Origin of the sequence: Clostridium sardiniense, assembly GCF_050584765.1 — a bacterium.
In the GTDB taxonomy this organism is placed as follows: Bacteria; Bacillota; Clostridia; order Clostridiales; family Clostridiaceae; genus Clostridium; species Clostridium sardiniense_A.
Window position 1 is genome coordinate 1,570,327 of the sequence record NZ_JBNOOR010000001.1, and the last position, 25,254, is coordinate 1,595,580.

A 25,254-nucleotide genomic window follows, 5' to 3' on the forward strand; every position below is an offset into this window, starting at 1 on the left:
TATGAAATTATTTATAAATTCATTGTATCTCATAATTAAGATTTAAATAAAAAGATTCTATGTATATTTTGTGATATTTTAAATTTAAAATAATATTTTTTCTTCTATATTCTACATATCATTATAATCTTCAAATTCTGGATGCTAAACATACATTCACTTATAGAGTTGTTTCATTTTTACTTATTTATATTTATAGTATACATTAATCACCAATTATTAATAAACTAAGCCTTTAGATTAGTCAATTATTAAGTTTATATTTCATATAATAAAATAATAGCACTATAATTACATAGTTTTTGTAATTAAATAAGGAGGGTATAACTATGAGTAGCTTATTAGATATTAATCTTGAAAAAAATTTATTAGAACTTGAAAATTCTTTAGATGACAGTGAATTTATTAAAGGATATTTTGAAACAACAAATTGTAGTGCTGAAAAAGAAAGAAAAAGTCCAATCTCAGGTGGAGGGCTTTTTGGATATCTATTTTCTGATGAATGGATATGGAATACCATATTTGTATTAACTAATAAAAATTTATATTTAATTAATACAAAAGAAAACTTTGAAAAAGTTTCTTTAAATAAGATACTTATAGAAAATATAGATTCTCTAAATGTATTTAAATATAATGAAAATCCAATAATAGAATTAAAAATTAAAGGACAATCAAAAATACAATATACTCCTTTATCACCTAAATATTTAGATGTACTAAAAAATATAAATAAAGTTACTATTTATGAAAATCCAAAGTCTAAAATAATTAGTCCTGATAATTTATTATTTTCATATTCTATAGTTGCTGTATTGTTATTAGTTAGCGTAATTATATTGTATATTTTAATATAAATTTTTATATTATTATCACTTTATAAGAATTTAAATATTCTTAGTCTTTTATTTTATAATAAATTAAAAAGAAACTTCTATAAATAAGAAGCTTCTTTTTTTATATTTATTTCATTTTTTCAGATTCCTTATAGTTTGTGCCTTTAGTATCAACCTTAATTGATTCAATAACTACATTTTCTTCTGGCTTATCATTAGCTCCTGTCTTGACGCTTTCAATCTTATGAAGCACATCAAGTCCTTCTGTAATTTTTCCAAAAGCAGCATATTCTCCATCTAAGTGTGATGCTGTATTTGTCATAATAAAGAACTGACTTCCAGCAGAATCTTTATCTCTAGACCTTGCCATAGAAAGTATTCCTTCTGTATGCTTTATATCATTATCAAAACCATTTGAAGAAAATTCTCCTTTAATACTATATCCAGGTCCTCCAGTACCAACACCATCTGGATCTCCACCTTGTATCATAAAATCAGGAATTATTCTATGAAATGTTAAACCATTATAGAAACCACTATTAGCTAATGCTATAAAATTATTGACTGTATTCGGAGCCTTATCTGGATATAATTCTCCTTTCATTGTGCCAAATCCTTTTACTTCAATAGTAACTGTAGGTAAATCTTTTTTATTACCCTCATCTTTATTTTCAGTTGATTTATCATTACTCTCTTCTACATTATTTCCTTGATCTTTGTTTTCACCTTGCTTACTGTTATTGCCACACCCAACTAGCATAAATCCAGATATCATTAACGTTAATAATACTAATAATTTAAACTTCCCTTTTTTCACTAGTATTTCTCCCCTTTCCTTTTATATATACATATTGTACCATATTATACTTTACATATTAATATAATCATTTAAAAAGAGGGGAAATATTATAATTTAGAATATTTAATTCTTAACACTACTTTCTATCATTTTAGCCATTTTTAAACTATAATCTCCATCTTCAAATAATACTATATATTTAGAAAAGGTATCTAACTCTCTACTCTCATCTTGTACATATCCGTAATATTCAACAATTTTTTTGTTGTCTAATTCATAAAGCATAGGTTCTTTCGGAATAAACCTATTATTAATATATCTATTTTCTCCATAAAGAACAATATCACTTAAATTACCTGTCTCTAATTCAATAATCTCATTAAATAACAATATAGCTTCCATATAGCTATTTGGAGTTTTATAACCTTTAATTGCATTCATAAATGAATCTTCCATTTGATTTAACTCTAAGTCTACTCCCTCAAAGTATGTATCAATTAAATTATCTTGAGATGGCATAGGTATCATTCCATATCCCCTAAATGCATGTAACCTATATTTATCTTCAAAGTTGTTTTTAATTCTATAAAGAATTAATCTATATCCATCCTTTACCCTTAGAGAGCTTTTCTCATTTATTAGCTTATTTAAATCAATATCTACAACTCCAGAATAAGTCTCTATATATTCTTTAGGATTTTCCATAGATGTTACATTAAAACATTCTAAATCACAATTACTTTCCTTAATAGCTTCCTTAACATTAAATAAAGGTAACTCCGGTGCCATTGGAGCCACATAAATTCCACTTTCTCTTATATCTTCAAAATCTAAATGTAATAATCTATAATTCTCATTTAATGCTTCATTTATTTCTTCTTCACTATTTGTGTTAAATCCATATCTTTTTAAATAAAGTGAATACATATAAGCATAACCTTCATAATCTACAGCCTCTTCTACAACACCTTCTCTATCTAATTCATCTATATATGATTCATACATATCTTTTAATCTATTCATTAGTTGTCCTCTTTTCCTTTAATACTCTAATTTATAATAATTATATAATAATACTATTGATATGTATAATTCTAAATCATATATATTTCACCATTATATAAGCATCCAAACTTTTTTTATCCCAATTAAGCTTTACTTTTTCCTTTATTGCAAAACTTTTATCTAGCCAAAACTCAGTAACATTACTATCATATCCATAAACTACATCAATTCTTATTGATTTACTGTTAAATTCTTCAGCCATTTTCTCTATTTCATAAAATGCCTTACTTCCAAACCCATTATTCTTAAATTTATTATCTATCATTAAAAGAGATAAATAGGTTTCACTATCAAATTTTACATCACATACTCCAATAGTAATATTATTATATACAACCTTAAAGCTATCAAAATTCATTTTTTTCATTTCTTTAAGTTCTTTCACAATAAACTCTTTATCTACCTCTTCTTTATCCAAATGCTCTTTTAAAAATTTAGCATTTGAATTATAAATTTTAACTACATTTTCTATATCATCTTTTGTAAGATAACTAAGACTAATCATATAATCATCCTCCATAAATTTTCTCTATTCCTTACTTATAAATATAATAAAAAGGTATTGAATTTTCATTCAATACCCAGTAAACATTAAAATTTATCATCTACCATAGATTCTTCATGGCTACTTATACAAGTATACCCATCTCTTTTATCTACTGCTAATAATAAAAATAATATCTCTATAACAGCCATAGTAGATAATTTTGAAAATGCAAATTCATCTAAAAATAGTCTCTCTCTTGTAGATGTGTTTATTCTATATTTACATTTACTAGCTAAGGGAGAACTTTCATGATTTGTTATACAAATTGTAGTTGCACCTTTCTCATTTGCAACATCTACTAATGTTAGAAGTCTCTTAGAAGATCCTGTACTTGATACAGCTATTAATACATCTTCTTTGGTCAAACTATATGAAAAAGCAAGTTGATTTTCCCATATTGAATTTGCCACAGCTCTTATTCCTATTTGATTTAATTTGTATGCACCATCTAAAATTATAGGTATTGTATTTCCAACTGCTGCAAATTGAACAATTCTTGATTTCTTGATGGTATCTAAAATAATCTTAACTTCCTTTTCATCTATCATTGCTACAGTTTGTTTTAACTCTTCAATTTTATTAGCCAATATATTTTGAATAGATCCTGATATATTATTTATATCTAAAGTATTTGATATTTTACTTTCTTCCGATGTAACCATTTCTTTTGCAAGACTTATTTTAAGATGATGAAAACCTCTAAAATTACACTTTTTACAGAATCTTATTATTGTAGCTTCGCTAACATTACTTTTGCATGCTAATTCTGAAACTGTCATATCAACTACTTTTTCTTGATTATTTATAACATAATCTGCAATTTTCTTTTCTGCTTCATATAAATTATCATAAACTGCAAATATTTTATCTAATACACTTCTTTCTTTATTTTTCAATTTATCATTGCTCCTTTTTAATTATATGAAGTTAATTAAATAATTTTATTCAAAAGGATATTTAATTCCCCATTGATTTCTAACTTCATCCATTATATCCATTACGTCAATAGATAAATTTAATGCATCTGCCTTCTTCTTATTTTTGATACAATTATTCATTTCTTCTACTTCATAAATTAAAGCCTTCATACCATTTCCAGCTTCTACATTTTCAATTTTTCCATCAAGATACGTTATTGTGGCTTTATTTGCTCTTGGGAAATCATCAACAGTTATAAATCCATTCTCACAAGCTATAATACCTCTTTTTGGCATTTTAGCTCTCATTGTAAGGGTTATTACAGCCATTTCATCTTCTTCATTCTTAAGTATTATTCCTGATTGCTCATCTACTCCTGTTTCAAACTTTTTAACTGTTGTTAAAATTTCTTCTGGTTTACTTGAAAGGAAGTATCTAGTGAATGATAATGCATAAGTACCAATATCTAAAAGAGCTCCTCCAGCTAAATCTTTATTAAAGAATCTGTTAGTTGGATCATTTTCTTTACAGCTTCCAAAAGATACTTGAATCATTTTAAGCTTTCCAAGCTTTCCATCCTTTATCATATCATTAAGCTTTTTATATAGTGGCATGTAATATATAGTCATTGCCTCTGCTACAATTAAATTCTTAGATTCTGCAAGTTCTACTATTTCTTTTAATTGATCTCCATTAACTGTTATTGCCTTTTCGCAGAAAACATGCTTATTATTTTTAAGACTTTCAATTATATATTCATAATGATTGCTATGTGGAGTTGATATATATACTACATCTATTTCATCATCCTTTAGCATTTCTTCATAATTACCATAGGCCTTCTCCACATTATGTTTTTTTGCAAATTCTTCTGCTTTTTCAATTCTCCTTGAACCTACTGCATAAACGTTTCCATTCACTTCATTTATTGCACCTGCAAAGTCTGCTGCTATAGTTCCTGGTCCTAATATTGCCCATTTAATATTATTCATATCTTTCACCTCATAAATTATTTATTTTTAGAAATTATTCTAGTTCCATCTTTCCCTGTAATCAATACCTTTGTAACTTTATCTATAAATAATGAAGTATCTATAACTCCACAGATACTTTTTAAGTTTTTCTCTAATCCATATGCATCTTGAATATCTTCAAAGGTTACATCTATTAACAGATTCCCTCCTTCAGTTATTGTATATCCATCTTTTGCTATACTACTTCTAGTCTCAGGATTTCCACCTAACTTTTTAACTTCCTTCTGCACATAACTAAGTGAATCCTCTATAATTTCTAATACAATGGGATACTTGTTTGTTAAAGTATTTACATATTTGCTGTCATCTATAAGTAGTATATATTCTTTAGACATGCTAGCAATTAACTTTTCCTTAGTATGTATACCGCCACCACTTTTTATGGCATTTAAATTTTCATCTACTTCATCGCAACCATCAAAAGCTATATCAATTTCATCAATCAATGAAGTATGCAAAACTTCTAATCCATTATTAAAACAGAGTGCTTTTGTTTTTATAGAAGGTGTAACAACCTTAACATTTATGTTTTCTTCATTTATATATTGTACAAGATAAGCTATTGTGCTTCCCCCACCTAAACCAATTATACTGTTAGGCTTGATTTGCTTTAAAGCTTCTTTAGCACAAATTTTCTTTAAATTATATTCCTTCAAAAATTCCCCTCCTCATATATTCTCATATTCATTAGAAAAATTTTATCTAATTTTAAATTTGTAACAAATTTTTCTATCCTTTAAAACTATAATATTATAATAGTAATATTTCGTCAATTACTTTATATGCGAAATAAAATTTCGTTAATGCAAGTATTTAATTACTACACTTCTAACACTAGATTTTATTTAAGATTATATTTCCTTCTCTACAAATAAAAATAAGGAATATATTAAGCTCCTTTGCCTAAAATATTCCTTATAATTAGGATTGTTATTTTATTATGTTTGTTTATAAATATTCTTATATTAAAGTAAGAATATACAAAAATACTTAAAGTCTCAAATCATTTAATTCTTTATATACATGTTTTGCGTATTCATGACTTCGGCATAAAACCAGTACATTATTATTACTTGCAACTGTTCCAGCTATTTTTTTATCATCTAATCTATCAATTAATTCTCCTACAGCTGCAGCCATACCATTCATTGTTTTTACTGATATAAAATATTCTTGTATAAAGATACTCAATACTGCATCCTTAAATACACTTTGACATCTCTTTCCAACATCTTCTCGTGTAACTATTATGTATTTATATTCCTTATTACCTGCTGGCTTTCTAATTATATGCATCTCTCTTAAGTCTCTTGATAAGGTAGCTTGAGTAACATTAATTCCACGGTGCTTTAGTTTCACAACTAATTCATCCTGTTTACCTATTTCTTCATTTTCTATTATATCTAGTATCTCTTCGCGTCTTCTTTTCTTTAGTTCATTTTCCATAATACTCTACTCCTCTTCGTAAAATACTATTTCTTGATGCTAAACTAAACATCCCCATTTTAGTTTAGCATCATTAAATTTAATTTTAAATTAATACTATCTTACTATTTTAGTTCCTGATTCCCCAACTAAAGCATCATTAGCTCTCTTAAGTGATGCAATAATAGCTGTTTTGTTTTCTCCTGATTCTGTAAACTTCTTACAAGCTTCAACTTTAGGTAGCATACTACCTGGAGCAAATTGTCCTTCTTCAATATACTTGTCTACTTCTTCAAGATTAATTTCTACTAATTCTTTTTGATTAGGTTTATTATAATTTACACAAACTCTATCTACTGCTGTAAGTATTAATAATATATCAGCATCTAGTATTTCTGCTAATTTCTCTGCTGCAAAATCTTTATCTATAACAGCTGGAACCCCAACAAGCTCATCGCCTTCTCTAACTACTGGTATTCCACCACCGCCACAAGCAATAACTACGAATCCATCGTTAACCATTGTCTTTATAGCTTCTTTTTCAACAATATCAATAGGTTTTGGTGAAGCAACAACTCTTCTATAGCCTCTTCCAGCATCCTCTTTCATTACATATCCTTTATCTTTTTCTAGCTTTTCTGCTTCTTCTTTAGTATAGAAAGATCCTATTGGTTTTGTTGGATTTTGGAATCCTTTATCATTTTTATCTACAACCACTTGAGTTACAACAGTCTCAACTGATTTTTTTATATCTTTTTTATTTAATTCTTCTAAAATTGCATTTTGTAAATGATATCCAATATAACCTTGTGAGAAGGCACCTACAACATCAAATGGGAATAGTGTATTATTATGATCAGCTTGATATGCAGCTTCTATACTTGCAAGTATTTGTCCCACTTGTGGACCATTACCATGTACTATTGAAACTTGATGTCCAGCTTCTATTAATTTAACTACTGATTTTGCAGTATCCTTACAAGTCTTTAATTGACTTTCTGCACTTTTATCCTTTGGATCTGATTGTAATGCATTTCCGCCTAACGCTAAAACTATTTTCATCTTTTGTTCCTCCTTATAATTTCCAAATTATACTTTTATCTTTTGTTTATTATTTAATATTTTTTAATCTTTATCTTTTGTTTTCTTTTAATCTAATTATCTTTTGTTTATATAACCTTTTATTTATATAGCTCTTATCTTTTGTTTAGTAAGTTTTATATACTTATAGTTCCATTTACTAGTAAAACTACTGCTATTATAGCAATTACAATTACTCCTATTGCAATTCCAAATTCTGCTCCTTTAAATACTTTTTCATCTTTATTATTTTGTTTCTTTGCAATATAGTAGAATATAATACCAATTGCGTAAAGAATAAAGCATAGTAATAAGTATTTTAATCCGGCTGCATAACATAACCATATAGCATATACGGTAGCAATCGTTGCACAAATTTTATCTCTTGTTCTTCCTACTGGATTAGTATCATAAGTTTCTCCAGTTATTGTAAGCTTAAGTCCATACATAGCACTTAAAAGATAAGGTACAAGTATCGCTGTACTTGCTACTGAATATAATGCTTGATAAGTACTGCTAGCTACTAATGTTAATACTAAAAATACTTCAACTAAAATATTTGTTATTATTAATGAAGCTGCTGGTGCTCCATTTTTATTTGTTTTTGCAAATATCTTAGGTAAAACACCATCTTTTGCAGCTACAAATGGAATCTCGGCACATAATAATGACCATCCAAGTAATGATCCAAATAATGAAATTATTAAACCTATATTTATAAGAACTGCTCCCCATTTACCAACAGCAAACTCTAAAACATAAGCCATTGATGGATTGTTAAGTCCTGAAAGGTCAACTCTATTCATAACCCCTAAAGACATTAATGAAATTAAAAGGTATATACATAAAGTTCCTATAAGTCCTATTACAGTTGCTTTACCAACATCACTTTGTTTTTTAGCTCTACCAGATACAACTACTGCACCTTCAATACCTATAAAGCACCATAATGTTACTAACATAGTATTCTTTGCTTGATCTAGTACACTTCCTATATCTGTAGTACCCCAGAATTCGAATGTGAAATTATGTAAATTAAATGCAAATATTGCAGCAACTATAAATACACAAATAGGTACTAATTTTGCTATAGTTGTAATTAAATTTACAAGGGCTGCTCCACTTACACCTTTAAGTATTAATGCAGTAAATGCCCAAACTAATATTGAAGCTCCAATAATTGATGGTAAGTTATTACCTTCTCCAAATACTGGTGCAAAATATCCAATTGCTCCAAATAGTAATACTGAGTAAGATACATTACCAATCCATGCACTTAACCAATATCCCCATGCAGAATTGAATCCTATGTACTCACCAAAACCAGCTTTTGCATAACTATATACACCACCACTTAGCTCTGGCTTTCTATTTGCTAATGATTGGTAAACAAAAGCAAGTGCTATCATACCAATACCAGTTATAATCCAACCTAAAATAATTGCGCCTGTACCTGCTCCTCTTGCCATATCAGATGGTAAATTAAATGCTCCACCACCTATCATAGATCCAACAATTAATGCCGCTAGAGATGCAAACCCAAGATTTCTTTGTTCACCAGTTGATTTTTCTTCTGACATTACTATCACTCCTTATTCAGTTTGATTTTAGGGAAAATTTTAGTCGGCTATTAATTAATAGCCGACTAGTGTTGATTATTTTCCTGCTGTAGCTACCATTACGGCCTTTATAGTATGCATTCTATTTTCAGCTTCATCAAATACTACTGAATTTTTACTTCTGAATACTTCATCCTCAACTTCTCTAATATCGCATCCTAATCTCTTTTGGATATCTACTGCAACTGCAGTATCTAAGTCATGGAATGATGGTAAACAGTGCATAAATAATGTATTCTTATTACCAGTTTTATTCATCATTTCTCTTGTAACTTTATATGGTGAAAGTAATTTAACTCTTTCTGGATATAAGTTTTCATCTTCTCCCATTGATACCCAAATATCAGTGTATATAACGTCAGCATCTTTAACTGCTTCATCAACATTATCAGTTACTTCAATTATAGCTCCTGTTTGTTTTGAGTATTCTTGCATTTCCTTTACTATTTCTTGGTCTGGATCTAAGCTCTTTGGTCCTAATGCTACAAAGTGCATTCCCATTTTAGCTGCACCATACATTAAAGCATAGCTCATATTATTTCTTATATCACCTGTAAATACTAATTTTATTTCACTAAGTGGTTTATGTGCATGTTCTTCTATTGTAAGAAGATCAGCTAATATTTGAGTTGGATGGTCTACGTCAGTTAATCCATTCCAAACAGGAACTCCTGCATATTTTGCTAAAGATTCAACAGTTGCTTGACTAAATCCTCTAAATTCAATACCATCGTACATTCTTCCAAGTACTTTTGCAGTATCTTCTATTGATTCTTTTTTACCCATTTGTGAATTTGTTAAGAAAGTTACATGTGCTCCTTCTTCTGCTGCTCCACATTCAAAAGCACATCTAGTTCTAGTTGATGTTTTTTCAAATAATAATACTACATTTTTACCTTTTAAGCTGTCTCCTAAGATTCCTGCTCTCTTTTTAGCTTTTAAATCATGTGATAAGTCTAAAAGATATCTAATTTCTGCTGGTGTAAAATCCTTTAATGTTAAAAAACTTCTTCCTTTTAAATTAACTGCCATTTTAATTTCCTCCTTAGTTTAACTAAGTGTTTACTCTCCATACTCTCATTGAATCAAAGAGAGTAAACACTACATGTATTTTTTATATTTAATTTTTTAATAAGCTATTTTTATAAATCTTCTCTTATTAGTGGCATTGACATACATCTTGGGCCACCTCTTCCTCTTGAAAGTTCTGATGATGGAATTACATGTAATTTTATTCCATACTCTTCTAATATTCCGTTTGTTACATAGTTTCTTGAATAAACTACAACTTCACCTGGTGCTATTGCAAGAGTATTTGAACCATCATTCCATTGCTCTCTAGCTGCGATGATTTCATCACCACCACCACATTTAATTAATGTAACTTTTCTATCTAAATATTTGCTTAATATATTTTCTAAAGTATCTACTTCTTTTACAGTTTTAAGTGCTCCTTCATGTTCTGGATCCTTAGTTATTGCATAAACATTTAAAGGTCCTACAATTCCTGGATGAACTGTAAATTTATCATAATCAACTTGAGTAAACACTGTATCTAAATGCATGAATGCTCTACTTACTGGTATTTGGAAAGCTAGTACAGTTTTAAATGTTGAATCATTATTAAATAATAATCTTTTAGCTAGTTTTTCAACTGAAGCTGAATCAGTTCTTTGTGAAATACCAACTGCTAAAGTATCTTTTGATAATATTAATTCGTCTCCACCTTCAATTGAAGTATTTTCATCTCTGTTAAACCAGAAAGGAACTTCTTTACCTTTAAATCTTGGGTGATTTTCGAATATGTATTTCGCAAATATTGTTTCTCTATTTCTAGTTTCTGTTCTCATGTGATTTAATGTAATCCCATGTCCAATTGTTGCAAATGGATCTCTTGTAAAATAAAGATTTGGCATTGGATCGCAAACAAATGGATAAGTGTTATTTACTAAATCATATAATGAATCTCTATTATATTCTTTAAGTTCTTCTTTTCTAACACCTGCCATCATCTTATCAACCATAGCTTTATTTTCAAAACTTAAGAAGTATCTAGTTAAAGCATCTTTTAAAGACTCACTTTCAACTCCTGCTTCATCTATAAATTGACTTATAAATTTCATTTTTACTTTTTCATCAGTAGCTATTGCTTCTGCAGCAAGTACTTCTAAATAAAGAACTTCAACTCCTGCATCTCTTAGAGTTTGTGCAAATGCATCATGTTCTTCTCTTGCAATTTTTAAATATGGAATATCATCAAAAAGTAGTCTGTCTAACAAATCTGGTGTTAAATTTTCAACCTCTTCTCCAGGTCTGTGTAATAATACAGTTTTTAATCTTCCAATTTCTGAGGTAACATTTAAAGCTCTTTCTCCCATAATATTATCGCTCCTTCTTCTTTTGTAATTTGTAAACAATTCTGCGGGGTCAATCACAATTGATTAACGCTGTTTACAGTTTTTATTATATATACCTGTTATAACGCTTACAAACCATTTTTTGGAATAAAATGCATAGCATTTTTCAATTTTATTCATTCAATGAATTAAAACCTGCATTATTAATTAATATAATGATGTAATTCTCTCGCTATTCATTGCTTTACTACGTTAAAATATTAACTATCCAGAATGAATAATTTATGCATAAACCTGGAATAAATTTATTTATATTTTTTCTATTTTTTCTATTTTATTATATAATCTTCTCTATTTTTTCAGTAATTCCAATATATTCTCATACATTTTCATACATATTTGATATCCATTATCAAATAAATGCAAATAAATAGGAGAATGATATATCATCCTCCTATTTATTTCCTATTTTATATGCGGCTTATTCCATAGACTTCTTATACTTACTCCATTTTTTATTCCTTGATAAATCCAACCATAACTTCCACCAAGTAAAAATATCCTTTTATTTAATTTTGCTGTAACAAATATATCTGTTTGCATAGCTTGACCTTTTATAATACAATCCTTCATATTATCTAAAGCTAATCTTGCATCTTCCTTTATCTTTGCTTGCCAAGGTATATTTTGTGATCCACTAAAAAATTCCCCAGCTCCTATTCCAATTCCACCACACCATTTAATACCCAAAGAATTACAATAATTTTTTAAAACTCTTATTGCAATTTTTGTCTGTTCTCCTTCATAGAAGCCACAGTTTACTACTCCATATAAATTTATTTTATTTACTTTATATCCATTCATATTAATCCAATCCTCAAACTCTTCTAAGTATTCTATAACTGTAGAAGGAAGAGTATCTACATATAATGGAAATGCAATTACAACTATATCACTATCTTTTATTAATTTAAAACTATCTCTCTTACTACTTCTATCTTTTATATTAATCTTTGATAGTTTAATATTATCATCTGATATATTTAATTTACTTTCTATTCTCTCTAAGAAATATTCACTTCCACTTTTTTTACCTTTAGGACTTCCATTAATAAAAACTATTTTTTTCATTTTATATCTCCCTTAATAATTCCTGTTACATCTTTTAAATAATCCTTTATATCTTCTATATTTTCTACAATAAAGATATCTGATTTATCTTTTTGAAGATTTACTGCATTAGCCTTTACTAAACTTTTAAATGTATATCTTTCTTCTTCTGTTATATTAGTACAATATCCAACATGTATTAATTTTGGATATCTTTTATACCTAGGTTTATGATGAACTTCATTATTTATTATTTTAAAAAATGGAGATATATTGGGTATAAGTCTATCTAAGCTTCTTTTTAATGTAACTGAATATGATCCATATGTTATTCTTCCAACATATATTACAAAATCTGAATTGATAAATTCTCTATTTATCTCTTCACTTTTATCTTTTATAACACACAATCCTGGAGTCTTAACCCAACACCCAAAGCATCCAATACAACTTTTTAAATCATATTCATTTAAATCTATTAGTTTTAAATCTTCTAAATTTGTTAATTCCTTTTTTAAAAAGCTTATAATTTCATATCTTAAACTTTTATCCTTATTTTCTTTATCAACTATAATTAAAACTTTCATCTATTCTCCTTCATACCACCTATTTTTATACAGATAACTTAATTACATTATATGGTTATATATTTGCACTGTAAACTTTCTTGTAACATGATTATAAAAATTGTTGCTTTATCTATGTGAAGTCTTGCTCATTGATACACTGTTTTAATCATAACTAAATCTATTAGAATTGAAGATGACTATCTATTAGACTTTGAAAAATGGCATATAGGATAATTTAAATCCTATATGCCATTATTATTATATATCTATATTCTCTTTATATATTTCTCTTCTTCTTCAGTAACATTACCTAAGTATATATTTTTAACTTTACCTTTGAGTAGTTTATATGCGTTTTTCATTTCTTCTAATGACGTCATTTCTTTTGTCATTTTATAATTTGGAAAATATCTCGATAAATGAAGAGGTATATTTGAATCTATGCTTTCTAAAAAATCTCCTAATTCTTCTATAAAATTATTATTTGTATTTTCTCCTGTAACTAAAAGTGTAGTAATTTCAACATGTATTCCACTTTTATTAGCTATCTTTATAATATCTTTAACAGGCTCTATACGTCCTTTGCATAATTTATTATAATAATCATTATCTCCTTTTAAATCAATATTCATTGCATCAATAAATGGAGCTAATTCTTTAAATGGCTCTTTCTTTATATATCCATTAGTTACAAGAACTATTTTTTTATCTTTATTTAATTCCTTTATTCTTTTTGAAACATCATATACAAATTCATAAAAAATACTAGGTTCATTATATGTAAACGCTATTCCTAGATTATCAAAATCTGAACACACAAGCTCTGAAACTTCTTCTACTGTCATCTTCCTTGATTTAGGCATATATTGAGAAATAGAATAGTTTTGACAAAATGAACATTTAAAATTGCATCCAAAGGATCCTATAGATAATATTTTACTTCCTTTATAAAATTCATATAATGGCTTCTTTTCTATTCTATCCATAGAAATACTTGTTATTTCACCATAATTTATTGTATATAATTTAAGTTCCCCACATACTGAGCTACTTTTCCTTACTCCACATATTCCAAAATGACCATCTTCAATTAAGCACCTATGAGGACATAAATTACATCTTATCTTTCCGTCTTCTATATTATAGAATCGAGCTTCTTTCACTACTTTAATCTACCTCCTCAAATCTATCTACCTTAAATCTTTTTAATATATAATTTTCGAAAGGAGATATATTCCCCTTTTGAAGGGCTATGGAAACTTGCGTATCTGCATCTTCTATGCCTTCTAAATTAGGTAATAGCAATCCCATATTCTCCTCATTTTGAACTATAACACCATATATCTTAGGGTCTAAATCTTCCTTTTTACAGATTTCACTTTCATGCAATATATCTACAGATATATCACATTCTAACAATTCATCTTTTCTTAGTTCTGAAAATCTTGGGTCATTAAATGCAGCACTTAATGAATTTTTTATAATTTCATTACCTATACATTCTGTTGTAGGTTTTATTGTCCCTACACATCCTCTTAGATCTCCTCTTATCTTTAAAGATACAAATACGCCTCCCCTATTTCTTAACAATTCTTCATCTTCTATATCTTTATATCTTACAGAAGTTCTCGTGTTAAAGAAATTTTCTATATTTAATCTTGCAAGTCTTGTATAAGGATTACCTTCTCTTTTTCTTCTTCTGTGCTTTTCTTCTTTCTCAAAGATTAAATCATTATATAATGACTTTCCATTTTCAACATCAAACCTCATAACAGCATACCCTACACCGAAAGGTGCTTCATAGCTTAATAAGTTTCCTTTAACTTTCACTCCATCTAATGCACCTGCTAATACATAAAGAGATCTTAATCCACATTCTCCTGCTTCTAAAATCAACTTTTCATCTATCTTAAATAATCCATCTATATTTCCACGCTCTAATATCCCTATTAATTCTCTATCAAATTTTTCGCCATAAGGACTATACTCATATGGACCTTCTTCACTTAGTCTATGTGATAAATCTCCTGATGCTATAAATGCAGCCTTCTCTCCCCTTTCTTCTACTGCCTTTTTTATTTGCATTCCAAACTTATATAATTCAATAGGTGATAGAAGCCCATATGTTATATGAACTATTTTATAATGCTTATTTTTTAAAATATTATAAAGTGGAACTAGTGCTCCATGATCAAGTTCTACTTTTACATTATATAAGTTAGCTTTATCTTTATTTAAATTAACTACTGGAATTTCTTCTTCTATGCAATATTCTAAAATTCTTTTAGTAATATCTCTATCTATCTTTAAATCATAATATACATCACTTGCTCCAAATCTACTTAAATCACCCTCTATATTATAATCATCTATTATACATACTCCATCTCTAAACACATTCCCATGTGGTGTTATTATAATTATTGTTTCAATATCATTATTTTTTATCTCTTTCCCTATAATTTCACAAGACTTAATAGTTTCCCTTATCTCTTCTTCTTTCCCATTACCTACTTCTGGTATCATAATTGGTGGGTGAGGCATTAAATAATATCCCTTCATTTCATACTCCTTCTTTCCTAGAATAACTAGTAATTTATAATATCTTTAATATTTTTCTTATAAATATTATTATCATTGTTCTTCCTAACTATTAATAAAAATACTATTTAAAATTTTACCTTTATTATAATAATGTATTTTATTACTTTTATTCTCTCTAAGTATGATAAGTTTGTTGGTTCTTTTATTATTTATTTCATTTATCTAAATTCCTTAATCTTATATAAGCTATATTTTTATAAATAAAAAGAGCCTATATTAATATAAGCTCTTTTTGTTAATTTCTCATTATAATATATGAAAGATAAACAACATATACAAGTATTAAAATTGTTCCTTCTAGTCTGTTTAGCTTCTTTATCTCTTTATCTTTATTAAAGAATATTATTATTCCTATAATTATAGTTACTATTATTAGGAATAACAAGTCCATATAAAGGTTTCCTGTTACAACTATTGGATTAATAGTTGATGACAATCCTAGTATAAGTAATATATTAAATATATTAGATCCGAGTACATTTCCTATTGCAATTTCAGTTTCTCCTTTAAGAGCTGCAACTATAGATGTTACAAGTTCTGGAAGAGAAGTTCCAACTGCTACAATTGTAAGTCCAACTAATTTTTCACTCATTCCTATTGAATAGGCTATATTAGTAGCTGAATCAACTACAAACTTTCCTCCAAGTACAATTCCAATTATTCCAACTATAATCTTTATAATATTTGGTCCTATCCTTATATTAGTAATAGCTACTTTTGACTCCATATCTATGTCCCTAGAGCCCTTATCTTTAATAGCACTCCTTATTAACACTATAGTATAAATTATACATAATGATAATAATATTAATCCATCTATTCTTGATATTAATCCATCTTTTCCATTAAAGCTAATTCCAAAAGCAATTATATAAAGTATTATTGCAACTAATATATTAACAAAAAAATCTCTCTTTACAATTCTCTTTCTAATTATAAGTGGCATTGCAATAGCTGTGCCTCCAAGCACAACTAATGTATTAAATATGTTAGAACCTAAAACATTACCTATTGCAATTCCATTATTTCCTTGAAGAGCTGATATTGAACTTACTGCAAGTTCAGGTGCACTTGTTCCAAGTGAAACAATTGTAAGTCCAACTATAACTGATGGTATTCCTATCTTTTTTGCTATACTTGATGATCCATCAACAAAAATATCTGCTCCTTTTATTAAAAGAATAAACCCTATAATTAAAATAACTATATCAGTGATATTATTCATCCCTCTTACTCCCTTATATACCTTACTTTACAAAGTTATTTATCTTTTTAACCAGTACTTGGACCTTCTTTTGCTCCTCTGATCCTTCTTCAAAGCCTAAGCAATTTATGGCGTAATTCTCTATAATTAAGCCACCAACATTATTTATAGCAGATCTTATTGCAGCAACTTGAACAAGGACATCACCGCAACAAGTATTTTTTTCCATCATTCCTTGTATTCCTTTAACTTGCCCCTCAATTCTCCTTAGTCTATTCATTATATCTTTTCTGAGCTTTTCATTATGCTCATCAAAAATTAACATATCTTTATCATTTTCCATTTTAGAACATCCTCCTTATACCTCTAGGTGGTATTTTCTTCATTCTTATATTCTACATTATTTTTTTTAATTTTAAAAGCCATTAATATTGTACACTTTTTCTTTACAAAATATAATAGTGCTATTAAACTTATTCTTAGCAATATATTTTTAGGAGGATAAAATGAGTATAGTTACTGTTAAAGAGATGAACCATGGATTTGGTGATAGAGCTATTTTTGAAGATGTTTCTTTTAGACTTTTAAAGGGAGAACACGTTGGACTTATTGGTGCAAATGGTGAAGGTAAGTCTACCTTTATGAATATAATTACAGGTAAACTTATGCCTGATGAAGGAAAAGTTATTTGGTCAAACAATGTACGTGTTGGATATATGGACCAACATGCTGTTTTAAATAAAGGAACTTCTATTAGAGATGCTTTAAGAGAGGCATTTAGATATTTATTTGATTTAGAAGCTGAGATGAATTCACTTTATGAAAAAATGGGTGAGGTTTCAGAAGATGAACTAAATAAAATGCTTGAAAGAACTGCTGTTATTCAAGACATGCTTGATAACAATGGTTTTTATACGATAGATGCAAAAGTTGATGAAGTTGCAAAAGGTCTTGGTCTTTTAGACTTAGGTCTTGATAAAGATGTAGATGATTTATCAGGAGGTCAAAGAACTAAAATATTACTTGGAAAACTTCTTTTAGAAAATCCTGATATATTACTTCTAGATGAGCCTACTAACTATCTAGATGAAGAACACATTGAATGGCTTAAGAGATATTTACAAAGTTATGAAAATGCATTTATACTTATCTCTCATGATATTCCATTTTTAAATGATGTTATTAACTTAATATATCATGTTGAAGAAAGAAAACTTACACGATATGTTGGAGATTATTATGAATTTAAAAGAAAGCATGAAGAAAATAAGAAAAGACTTGAAATAGCATATGAGAAGCAACAAAAAGAAATAGCAAGACTTGAAGATTTCGTTGCTAGAAACAAAGCAAATGTTGCTACAACTGGTATGGCAAAATCAAGACAAAAGAAATTAGATAAAATGGATAGAATAGAGCTTTCAAAAGAAAAGCCAAAACCTGAATTTGATTTTAAATATTCAAGAACATCAGGAAAAACTATCTTCGAAACTAAAGATTTAGTAATTGGGTATAACGAACCTCTTACAAAACCACTTAATCTTTACATGGAAAGAGGTCAAAAGATAGCTTTAGTTGGTGCTAATGGTCTTGGTAAATCTACTCTACTTAAAAGCTTACTTGGAAAAGTTAAGCCACTATCTGGTGAAGTTATGTTAGGTGATTATCAAAATATAGGATATTTTGAACAAGAAGATAGAGAAGAAAATAATAATACTTGTATAGAAGAAGTTTGGAATGAGTTCCCAAGCAAAACTCAATATGAAATAAGAGCTGCCCTTGCTAAATGCGGACTTACTACTAAACAACTTGAATCTAAGATAAGAGTTTTATCTGGAGGAGAGGCTGCAAAAGTTAGACTTTGTAAAATACTTAATACTGAAACTAATATTCTTATCTTCGATGAGCCTACTAACCACTTAGATGTGGATGCAAAAGATGAACTTAAAAGAGCTTTAAAAGAATATAAGGGATCAATACTTCTAGTATCACACGAACCAGAATTCTATAGAGATATAGTTACAGAAGTTTGGAACTGTGAAGACTGGACTACTAAAATAGTATAGTTTATACTACTAATACAATTTCTACCTAAAAGATCAACTTTTTTTGTTGGTCTTTTATTATTCTTATTTAATCTCCTTATTTCTTCTCAAATTTTAATTATTATAAAATAATTTATAGTCTTTAAAATAATAAATTTCTCATTTTTTCATAATTACTTTAACTTTTATTAAAAATATAGTAAAATTATTAATAGATAATTCAAAATTTGCATTTAATTTCTTATCACAAAGGAGGAACATAATTGGAGTTAAAATTTGATATATTTCAAACAATGGCATTAGCTACTATTGTTTTTTATTTAGGAAATTTTTTAAAAAGTAAGATAAAATTTTTATCAAAATATTGTATACCAGCACCAGTAATTGGTGGTCTTATATTTGCAGTTTTAGTTCTTATTCTAAGAATAACTAATATTGCAACAATAACTTTAGATACTACTCTTCAAAATTTATTTATGACTGCATTCTTTACTAGTGTAGGATTTACAGCTAGTATTAAGATACTAAAAAAGGGAGGACTTAACGTAATAATATTTTTGTTTCTTTCTATATTATTAGTAGTATCTCAAAATGCATTAGGGGCATCACTTGCAAAATTATTTAATTTAGATCCTTTACTTGGACTTTGTACAGGCTCTATCCCTATGATTGGCGGTCATGGAACTGCTGGTTCATTTGGCCCTCTTTTAGAGGAAATGGGAGTTGCTGGAGCAACTACTGTATCATTTGCTTCTGCAACTTTTGGACTAGTTATGGGTAGCTTAATAGGTGGTTTTGTTGCTAAAAATTTAATTGAACGTAATAAACTTAAAACACCAAAGGAATCTCATGATAAATTTATACCAGTAAGTGACTTCCATGAAGATAACAAAGCAATTCTTTGTAATAAAAGACTTATGAAGGGTGTTTCTTGGATATTTATTGCAATGGGAATTGGCTCGGTAATTTCAGGGTTTATTCAAAACTTAGGACTTACTTTCCCATCATACATAGGTGCTATGATAGCTGCTGCTATTATAAGAAATCTATGTGACATGAAAAATGTAAAACTTGAAGAGAAAGAAATAGAGGTTATCGGTGGAATAAGCCTTTCATTCTTCCTATCAATGGCTTTAATGAGTCTAAAATTATGGGAACTTTTTGCCTTAGCAGGTCCTATGGTTGTAATGCTAGTTGGACAAATGCTTCTTATGGGTTTATTTGCTTACTTTATTACATTTAAAGTTATGGGGAAAGATTATGAAGCTGCTGTATTTGCATCTGCAAATTGCGGATTTGGTATGGGAGCTACTCCTAATGCTGTAGCAAACATGGATGCATTAACAAGTAAGTTTGGATTTGCACCAACTCCATATCTTACAGTACCAATTGTAGGATGCCTATTTATAGATTTTGTAAATTCAGCTGTAATTACATTATTTATAAATATATTACGTTAAATTTCTTTATAGAGTTAATTTATATTATAATATTTAGACCTATCTAATTGTTTTTATATCAATTAGATAGGTCTTTTTTATTATGTTTTATACCTTACTTATTAATATCCCTTTGTTATTGTAATATTTTTCCTTATGTTTAATCTATGTAAAAAAACTTTTAATTTTATTAAAAATATTGTAAAATTATCATTAAAAGATTTCATATATTAAAAAATAGCATATTAATATTTATTATATTTTATATAATTATTAAATGCATTTCTAAAAAGGGGGCTAAACATATGGAATTAAAATTTGATATTTTTCAAACAATGGCTTTGGCCACACTGGTATTTTATATGGGGCAATATTTAAAAAATAAAATATCAGTTTTATCTAAATACTGTATACCAGCACCAGTTATAGGTGGTATTATCTTTGCAATAGTTGTTCTTATTTTAAAAGTTACTAATATTGCAACTATAACACTTGATACTACACTACAAAATGTCTTTATGACTGCATTTTTTACTAGTATAGGATTTACAGCTAGTATTAAAATATTAAAAAAAGGTGGTATTAGTGTAGCTATATTTTTACTTTTATCAACATTGCTTGTAATATCTCAAGATATTTTAGGTGTATCTTTAGCATCTTTATTTAATTTAGATCCCTTAATTGGGCTTTGTACAGCTTCCATTCCAATGATCGGTGGACATGGAACTGCTGGATCCTTTGGGCCATTATTAGAGTCTATGGGTATTTCTGGTGCAACTACAGTATCATTTGCTTCTGCAACTTTTGGGCTAATTATGGGTAGTTTAATTGGTGGTATTATTGCTAAGAATCTAATAGAACGTAAAAATTTAAAAACACCAAAAGAATCTCATGATAAATCTATTCCAGTAAGCAATTTTCATGAAGATAACAAAGCAATTCTTTGTAATAATAGACTTATGAAAGGTGTTTCCTTAATTTTTATTGCCATGGGACTTGGTTCAATAATATCAGGATTTATTCAAGACTTAGGACTTACTTTCCCATCATACATAGGTGCAATGCTTGCTGCTGCTATTATTAGAAATCTATGTGATATGAGAAATATTCCTCTTGTTGAAAAAGAAATTGAAACTATAGGTGGAATTAGTCTATCATTCTTCTTATCTATGGCTTTAATGGGATTAAAGCTATGGGAACTTTTTGATTTAGCAATCCCTATGATTATAATGTTAATTGGGCAAACTATCCTTATGGCTTTATTTGCTTACTATATAACCTTTAAAGTTATGGGAAAAGATTATGAAGCTGCTGTATTTGCATCTGGAATTTGTGGATTTGGTATGGGTGCAACGCCTAATGCCATTGCAAACATGGATGCATTAACAAGTAAATTTGGATTTGCACCAAATGCTTATTTTACAGTACCAATTGTAGGATGCTTATTTATAGACTTTGTAAATTCAACCATTATAACTTTATTTATAAATATAATTCATTAGAATTATATTTAATATTTACATAATAAAATAGGATTCATATCTCCATGATTAAAAATCATTAAAGATATGAATCCTATTTATCTTTTATTAAAATTCTTTTGCTAATTTATCTGCTTTATCTTTTGCTTCCTTTACAATTCCATCTGCATCTATACCTTGTACATCTACATTTTCTGCTGTGATAGTTTGGAAATCTTTTATTCCGAAGAATGCAAAGATAGTTCTTAAATATCTCTCTCCCATTTCAAAATTTGAAGTAACAGCATTTGAATAATCTCCACCTCTAGATGATACAAATAGTGCTTTTTTACCCTCACATAATCCAACTGGACCTTCTGCAGTATATTTAAATGTTATTCCTGTTACACTTACATAATCTATATAAGCTTTTAATATTGCTGGAATACTTAAGTTCCACATTGGCGCCGCTATAACATATTTATCTGCTTCTTTAAATTGATATGCATATTTTAGTACCTTATGATTTCTGCTATCTTCATTTTTAGGTCCAAATACTACACTTAAATCTTCTCCTCTTAGGAAATCTATACCTTCTTTATATAAATCTAAAGTTATAATTTCATCATTTGGATTATTCTTTTTATACTCATTTATAAACTCATCTGCTATACCGTAAGTTCTTGATTTTCCTTCTGGTTTTATATTTGCTTTTATATATAATACTTTACTCATTTTTACTCTCTCCTTTATGTATATTTTTCTTGTAAATATCTTATTTTAAACATGTTTTATTATTTACTAAATATAATATACTATTCTCTTTCCATGAGAAAAGTATATTACTTATATACTTTTTTAACAAGTAGGCACTTTTTTTATATATAGTATCTAAAAAGATACTGTAATTAATTTAACTTTAATAACCCGCTTTATATCTATACTTGAAAATATTATTTATTAATTTATGCTATAATATAATAAATATAAAATATGAGGTGCTTATATAATGACTAAAAACTTAAGTTTTCATGACAAGTGTCACATGAATGAAATTTGTGAAAAGCCTGAATCGTGTCCAATGATTTTAGTACACAAATTAGTTTCAGGAAAGTGGAAAATACTTATTTTATGGTATTTAACTAATGGTTCTTTAAGATTTAGTGAATTAAAAAGAAAACTTCCTGATGTAACACAAAAAATGTTAACTAACCAACTTAGAAGTTTAGAACAGGATAATTTAATATATAGAAAAGTTTATCCGGTAGTTCCTCCTAAAGTTGAATATGGATTAACTGATATAGGTATTAAAATAATACCTATACTTGAAAATATGCATAATTATGGAATGGAATATATTAATTCATCTTTAGATTAATATATTATTATTTAGAAACTAAAAGAGCTATATTCTTAGCCCTTTTAGTTTTATTTACATATAAATTTAATAAGCCTTTTATTAAATTCATCTAGTTGATCATAGAATAGCCCATGACCACTCTCTTCAAAAGCATATAGGGTAGACCCATGTATATTTTTGTTTAATTCTAAAGCGAACTCAAAAGGACATATCTCGTCTAGCATTCCATGAAATATCCCAGTTGGTACTTTTATACACTTTAAATCATCAAACATATTCTCATCTCTAAGAGATATAGCTGTCTTTATTGTCGCATATCCTGTAGATTTAAGTGATACTCTTAAAAACCAACTTCTAAATTCTTCACTTATATTGCTTGCAAAAAAATTTTTTCCAAAATCACTTATAGCTTTTGGTCTATCCTTATATATTGCTTTAATAATATCATCAACATCTTCTTTTGAAGTTCCATATGGATATCCAGGGTATTTTGTAAAAGATGGTGCTGCTGCTCCTAAGAGCGCAAGTTTTGATACCTTATATCCTTTGTGTCTTGCCATATATCTAATAGCTATTGCTCCTCCCATTGAAAACCCAGCAAGAGTTAAAGATTTAACTTCTAAATTTTTTATTACTTTATATAAATCATCAGCTAAATCATCATAAGAATATCCTTCAAAAGGTTTATCTGATTTTCCAAATCCTCTAATATCTATTGATATACAACGTATATTATATTTAGGTAATATATTATATTGATACTCAAATACTTCACTAGTTAGCGGCCAACCATGAATAAATAACACGGCAGGATTTCCACTTGGATTTATATCATTTACCGCTATTTTTACATCTTTACTGATTTTTTGATAATACATTCTAACACCTCTATTTATTAATATTAGATAATATGTATTTTTTAAAGATATTAGACCATCTGTTAGTATTATAAATATTTTGATATAATATAATTGTTAATTTAATTATGAGGGGAGTATTTTATGGGATACAAAGGAATAATATTTGATTTTAATGGAACTCTTTTTTGGGATTCAGAAAAGCATGAACTTGCATGGAAGAGATTCTCAAAGGATCTTAGGGGACATGAGTTAAGTGATGAAGAAATTAGACTTAATGTCCATGGTAGAACAAACAAAGTGATTTTAGAGTATATTCTAGAAAAAACTTTTACTGATAATAGCTTTGAAACCTTATCTGAAGAGAAAGAAAAGGTTTATAGAGATATGTGTTTAGATGATAAAGATTCATTTAAACTAGCACCTGGTGCTATAGAATTATTTGACTACTTAAAAGAAAAACATATTCCTTTTACTATAGCTACAGCGTCTGGCAAAGAAAATGTATCATTCTTTATAGAAAAATTTAATCTAGATAAATGGTTTGATACCGATAAGATAATTTTTGATGATGGGACAATCCTTGGTAAACCTGAGCCTGATATGTATATAAAAGCTTCTAAAGCACTTAATTTAGACCCTAAAGATTGTATTGTTTTTGAAGATGCTGTATCTGGCGTTGAAGCTGCAAGGAGAGCTAATATAGGTAAAATAATAGTAATTACTCCTACAGAAAAAGAATATTTATTTAAAAATCTGCCTTTTGTTAGTGGTACTATTGTAGATTTTAATTTTAATAAAGAGTTTTTAGAATTAGACTAATTACATTTTAGATTATATATAATAAACTACATTGTATAAAAGCCTACTTAATAATTATTAAGTAGGCTTTTATATTTTTATTGTTAAGTTATTAAATACATGAATTA

Annotated in this window: 25 protein-coding genes; 6 read left to right on the forward strand and 19 right to left on the reverse strand. The window is 27.8% G+C overall.

All coding sequences use genetic code 11. From position 1 onward, the window contains the following. The first annotated feature begins 329 nt into the window (after nt 1-329). The gene (locus ACQPUW_RS07760; protein WP_430836884.1) at nt 330-857 is read left to right on the forward strand and encodes a hypothetical protein; all 528 of its coding nucleotides are present in this window, start codon (nt 330-332) and stop codon (nt 855-857) included. 106 nt (nt 858-963) lie between these two features. Here ACQPUW_RS07760 and ACQPUW_RS07765 read toward each other — a convergent pair whose 3' ends face one another. From ACQPUW_RS07765 to ACQPUW_RS07845, 17 genes are all read right to left on the reverse strand, one after another. Beyond that, complete coding sequence (locus ACQPUW_RS07765) at nt 964-1,611, reverse strand: peptidylprolyl isomerase (RefSeq protein WP_430837291.1); 648 nt, start codon at nt 1,609-1,611, stop codon at nt 964-966. A gap of 147 nt (nt 1,612-1,758) precedes the next feature. Further along, complete coding sequence (locus ACQPUW_RS07770; protein ID WP_430836885.1) at nt 1,759-2,658, reverse strand: hypothetical protein; 900 nt, start codon at nt 2,656-2,658, stop codon at nt 1,759-1,761. 76 nt (nt 2,659-2,734) lie between these two features. After that, entirely contained in the window at nt 2,735-3,205 is a 471-nt protein-coding gene (locus tag ACQPUW_RS07775; protein WP_430836886.1) for a GNAT family N-acetyltransferase, read from the reverse strand. An 86-nt stretch (nt 3,206-3,291) separates the two neighbouring features. Next, nucleotides 3,292-4,143 carry a MurR/RpiR family transcriptional regulator gene (locus tag ACQPUW_RS07780; RefSeq protein ID WP_430836887.1) on the reverse strand — a complete coding sequence of 284 codons (852 nt, stop codon included), beginning with the start codon at nt 4,141-4,143 and terminating at the stop codon, nt 3,292-3,294. A gap of 45 nt (nt 4,144-4,188) precedes the next feature. After that, nucleotides 4,189-5,157, reverse strand: a complete 969-nt coding sequence (locus ACQPUW_RS07785) for a Gfo/Idh/MocA family protein (RefSeq protein WP_430836888.1) — start codon at nt 5,155-5,157, stop codon at nt 4,189-4,191. A 17-nt stretch (nt 5,158-5,174) separates the two neighbouring features. After that, nucleotides 5,175-5,855 carry a ribose-5-phosphate isomerase RpiA gene (gene rpiA / locus ACQPUW_RS07790; RefSeq protein WP_430836889.1) on the reverse strand — a complete coding sequence of 227 codons (681 nt, stop codon included), beginning with the start codon at nt 5,853-5,855 and terminating at the stop codon, nt 5,175-5,177. A 334-nt stretch (nt 5,856-6,189) separates the two neighbouring features. Continuing rightward, nucleotides 6,190-6,645, reverse strand: a complete 456-nt coding sequence (locus tag ACQPUW_RS07795; protein WP_430836890.1) for an arginine repressor — start codon at nt 6,643-6,645, stop codon at nt 6,190-6,192. Between the two features lie 96 nt (nt 6,646-6,741). Next, nucleotides 6,742-7,686, reverse strand: a complete 945-nt coding sequence (gene arcC, locus ACQPUW_RS07800) for a carbamate kinase (protein WP_430836891.1) — start codon at nt 7,684-7,686, stop codon at nt 6,742-6,744. Between the two features lie 155 nt (nt 7,687-7,841). Next, nucleotides 7,842-9,284, reverse strand: a complete 1,443-nt coding sequence (arcD, locus tag ACQPUW_RS07805) for an arginine-ornithine antiporter (RefSeq protein ID WP_430836892.1) — start codon at nt 9,282-9,284, stop codon at nt 7,842-7,844. Nucleotides 9,285-9,359: 75 nt separating this feature from the next. After that, a complete protein-coding gene (gene argF, locus ACQPUW_RS07810) occupies nt 9,360-10,355 on the reverse strand; it encodes an ornithine carbamoyltransferase (protein WP_430836893.1) in 996 nt (331 codons plus the stop codon). 110 nt (nt 10,356-10,465) lie between these two features. After that, nucleotides 10,466-11,704 carry an arginine deiminase gene (gene arcA / locus ACQPUW_RS07815; RefSeq protein WP_204594426.1) on the reverse strand — a complete coding sequence of 413 codons (1,239 nt, stop codon included), beginning with the start codon at nt 11,702-11,704 and terminating at the stop codon, nt 10,466-10,468. A gap of 441 nt (nt 11,705-12,145) precedes the next feature. Then, on the reverse strand, nt 12,146-12,811 hold the full coding sequence (locus ACQPUW_RS07820) for a hypothetical protein (protein ID WP_430836894.1): 666 nt from the start codon (nt 12,809-12,811) through the stop codon (nt 12,146-12,148). Next, entirely contained in the window at nt 12,808-13,377 is a 570-nt protein-coding gene (locus tag ACQPUW_RS07825) for an NAD(P)H-dependent oxidoreductase (protein ID WP_430836895.1), read from the reverse strand. The genes ACQPUW_RS07820 and ACQPUW_RS07825 overlap by 4 nt, the downstream gene beginning before the upstream one ends. A gap of 248 nt (nt 13,378-13,625) precedes the next feature. Continuing rightward, complete coding sequence (amrS, locus tag ACQPUW_RS07830) at nt 13,626-14,522, reverse strand: AmmeMemoRadiSam system radical SAM enzyme (RefSeq protein ID WP_430836896.1); 897 nt, start codon at nt 14,520-14,522, stop codon at nt 13,626-13,628. Between the two features lie 4 nt (nt 14,523-14,526). Then, nucleotides 14,527-15,921 (reverse strand): AmmeMemoRadiSam system protein A, encoded by a 1,395-nt coding sequence (amrA, locus tag ACQPUW_RS07835; RefSeq protein ID WP_430836897.1) that lies wholly within the window; start codon nt 15,919-15,921, stop codon nt 14,527-14,529. Nucleotides 15,922-16,198: 277 nt separating this feature from the next. Next, the gene (locus tag ACQPUW_RS07840) at nt 16,199-17,188 is read right to left on the reverse strand and encodes a calcium/sodium antiporter (RefSeq protein WP_430836898.1); all 990 of its coding nucleotides are present in this window, start codon (nt 17,186-17,188) and stop codon (nt 16,199-16,201) included. 22 nt (nt 17,189-17,210) lie between these two features. After that, complete coding sequence (locus tag ACQPUW_RS07845; protein ID WP_430836899.1) at nt 17,211-17,510, reverse strand: metal-sensitive transcriptional regulator; 300 nt, start codon at nt 17,508-17,510, stop codon at nt 17,211-17,213. Nucleotides 17,511-17,673: 163 nt separating this feature from the next. On the opposite strand from ACQPUW_RS07845, the gene ACQPUW_RS07850 reads away from it, so the two are divergent. From ACQPUW_RS07850 to gltS (ACQPUW_RS07860), 3 genes are all read left to right on the forward strand, one after another. Continuing rightward, complete coding sequence (locus ACQPUW_RS07850; RefSeq protein WP_430836900.1) at nt 17,674-19,230, forward strand: ABC-F family ATP-binding cassette domain-containing protein; 1,557 nt, start codon at nt 17,674-17,676, stop codon at nt 19,228-19,230. Nucleotides 19,231-19,472: 242 nt separating this feature from the next. Then, nucleotides 19,473-20,669, forward strand: a complete 1,197-nt coding sequence (gene gltS / locus ACQPUW_RS07855; protein ID WP_430836901.1) for a sodium/glutamate symporter — start codon at nt 19,473-19,475, stop codon at nt 20,667-20,669. A 284-nt stretch (nt 20,670-20,953) separates the two neighbouring features. After that, nucleotides 20,954-22,150, forward strand: coding sequence for a sodium/glutamate symporter (gene gltS / locus ACQPUW_RS07860; RefSeq protein WP_430836902.1), 1,197 nt, complete (start codon nt 20,954-20,956; stop codon nt 22,148-22,150). An 87-nt stretch (nt 22,151-22,237) separates the two neighbouring features. Here the strand turns inward: gltS (ACQPUW_RS07860) and ACQPUW_RS07865 are convergent, their stop codons facing one another. Then, entirely contained in the window at nt 22,238-22,843 is a 606-nt protein-coding gene (locus ACQPUW_RS07865) for an FMN-dependent NADH-azoreductase (protein WP_430836903.1), read from the reverse strand. Between the two features lie 274 nt (nt 22,844-23,117). Here ACQPUW_RS07865 and ACQPUW_RS07870 point away from each other — a divergent pair, with 274 nt between their 5' ends. Next, entirely contained in the window at nt 23,118-23,486 is a 369-nt protein-coding gene (locus tag ACQPUW_RS07870) for a winged helix-turn-helix transcriptional regulator (protein ID WP_430836904.1), read from the forward strand. Between the two features lie 50 nt (nt 23,487-23,536). Here the strand turns inward: ACQPUW_RS07870 and ACQPUW_RS07875 are convergent, their stop codons facing one another. Continuing rightward, entirely contained in the window at nt 23,537-24,346 is an 810-nt protein-coding gene (locus ACQPUW_RS07875; RefSeq protein ID WP_430836905.1) for an alpha/beta fold hydrolase, read from the reverse strand. 123 nt (nt 24,347-24,469) lie between these two features. Between ACQPUW_RS07875 and ACQPUW_RS07880 the strand changes: the two genes are divergently transcribed. Continuing rightward, a complete protein-coding gene (locus ACQPUW_RS07880) occupies nt 24,470-25,147 on the forward strand; it encodes an HAD family hydrolase (RefSeq protein WP_430836906.1) in 678 nt (225 codons plus the stop codon). Nucleotides 25,148-25,254: the final 107 nt, after the last annotated feature.

Coding starts and splice junctions, on each gene's coding strand:
- ACQPUW_RS07760 (WP_430836884.1), top strand. CDS start 330: ATGAGTAGCTTATTAGATATTAATCTTGAAAAAAATTTATTAGAACTT.
- ACQPUW_RS07765 (WP_430837291.1), bottom strand. CDS start 1,611: ATGATATCTGGATTTATGCTAGTTGGGTGTGGCAATAACAGTAAGCAA.
- ACQPUW_RS07770 (WP_430836885.1), bottom strand. CDS start 2,658: ATGAATAGATTAAAAGATATGTATGAATCATATATAGATGAATTAGAT.
- ACQPUW_RS07775 (WP_430836886.1), bottom strand. CDS start 3,205: ATGATTAGTCTTAGTTATCTTACAAAAGATGATATAGAAAATGTAGTT.
- ACQPUW_RS07785 (WP_430836888.1), bottom strand. CDS start 5,157: ATGAATAATATTAAATGGGCAATATTAGGACCAGGAACTATAGCAGCA.
- ACQPUW_RS07795 (WP_430836890.1), bottom strand. CDS start 6,645: ATGGAAAATGAACTAAAGAAAAGAAGACGCGAAGAGATACTAGATATA.
- arcC (WP_430836891.1), bottom strand. CDS start 7,686: ATGAAAATAGTTTTAGCGTTAGGCGGAAATGCATTACAATCAGATCCA.
- arcD (WP_430836892.1), bottom strand. CDS start 9,284: ATGTCAGAAGAAAAATCAACTGGTGAACAAAGAAATCTTGGGTTTGCA.
- argF (WP_430836893.1), bottom strand. CDS start 10,355: ATGGCAGTTAATTTAAAAGGAAGAAGTTTTTTAACATTAAAGGATTTT.
- ACQPUW_RS07820 (WP_430836894.1), bottom strand. CDS start 12,811: ATGAAAAAAATAGTTTTTATTAATGGAAGTCCTAAAGGTAAAAAAAGT.
- ACQPUW_RS07825 (WP_430836895.1), bottom strand. CDS start 13,377: ATGAAAGTTTTAATTATAGTTGATAAAGAAAATAAGGATAAAAGTTTA.
- amrA (WP_430836897.1), bottom strand. CDS start 15,921: ATGAAGGGATATTATTTAATGCCTCACCCACCAATTATGATACCAGAA.
- ACQPUW_RS07840 (WP_430836898.1), bottom strand. CDS start 17,188: ATGAATAATATCACTGATATAGTTATTTTAATTATAGGGTTTATTCTT.
- ACQPUW_RS07845 (WP_430836899.1), bottom strand. CDS start 17,510: ATGGAAAATGATAAAGATATGTTAATTTTTGATGAGCATAATGAAAAG.
- ACQPUW_RS07850 (WP_430836900.1), top strand. CDS start 17,674: ATGAGTATAGTTACTGTTAAAGAGATGAACCATGGATTTGGTGATAGA.
- gltS (WP_430836902.1), top strand. CDS start 20,954: ATGGAATTAAAATTTGATATTTTTCAAACAATGGCTTTGGCCACACTG.
- ACQPUW_RS07865 (WP_430836903.1), bottom strand. CDS start 22,843: ATGAGTAAAGTATTATATATAAAAGCAAATATAAAACCAGAAGGAAAA.
- ACQPUW_RS07870 (WP_430836904.1), top strand. CDS start 23,118: ATGACTAAAAACTTAAGTTTTCATGACAAGTGTCACATGAATGAAATT.
- ACQPUW_RS07875 (WP_430836905.1), bottom strand. CDS start 24,346: ATGTATTATCAAAAAATCAGTAAAGATGTAAAAATAGCGGTAAATGAT.
- ACQPUW_RS07880 (WP_430836906.1), top strand. CDS start 24,470: ATGGGATACAAAGGAATAATATTTGATTTTAATGGAACTCTTTTTTGG.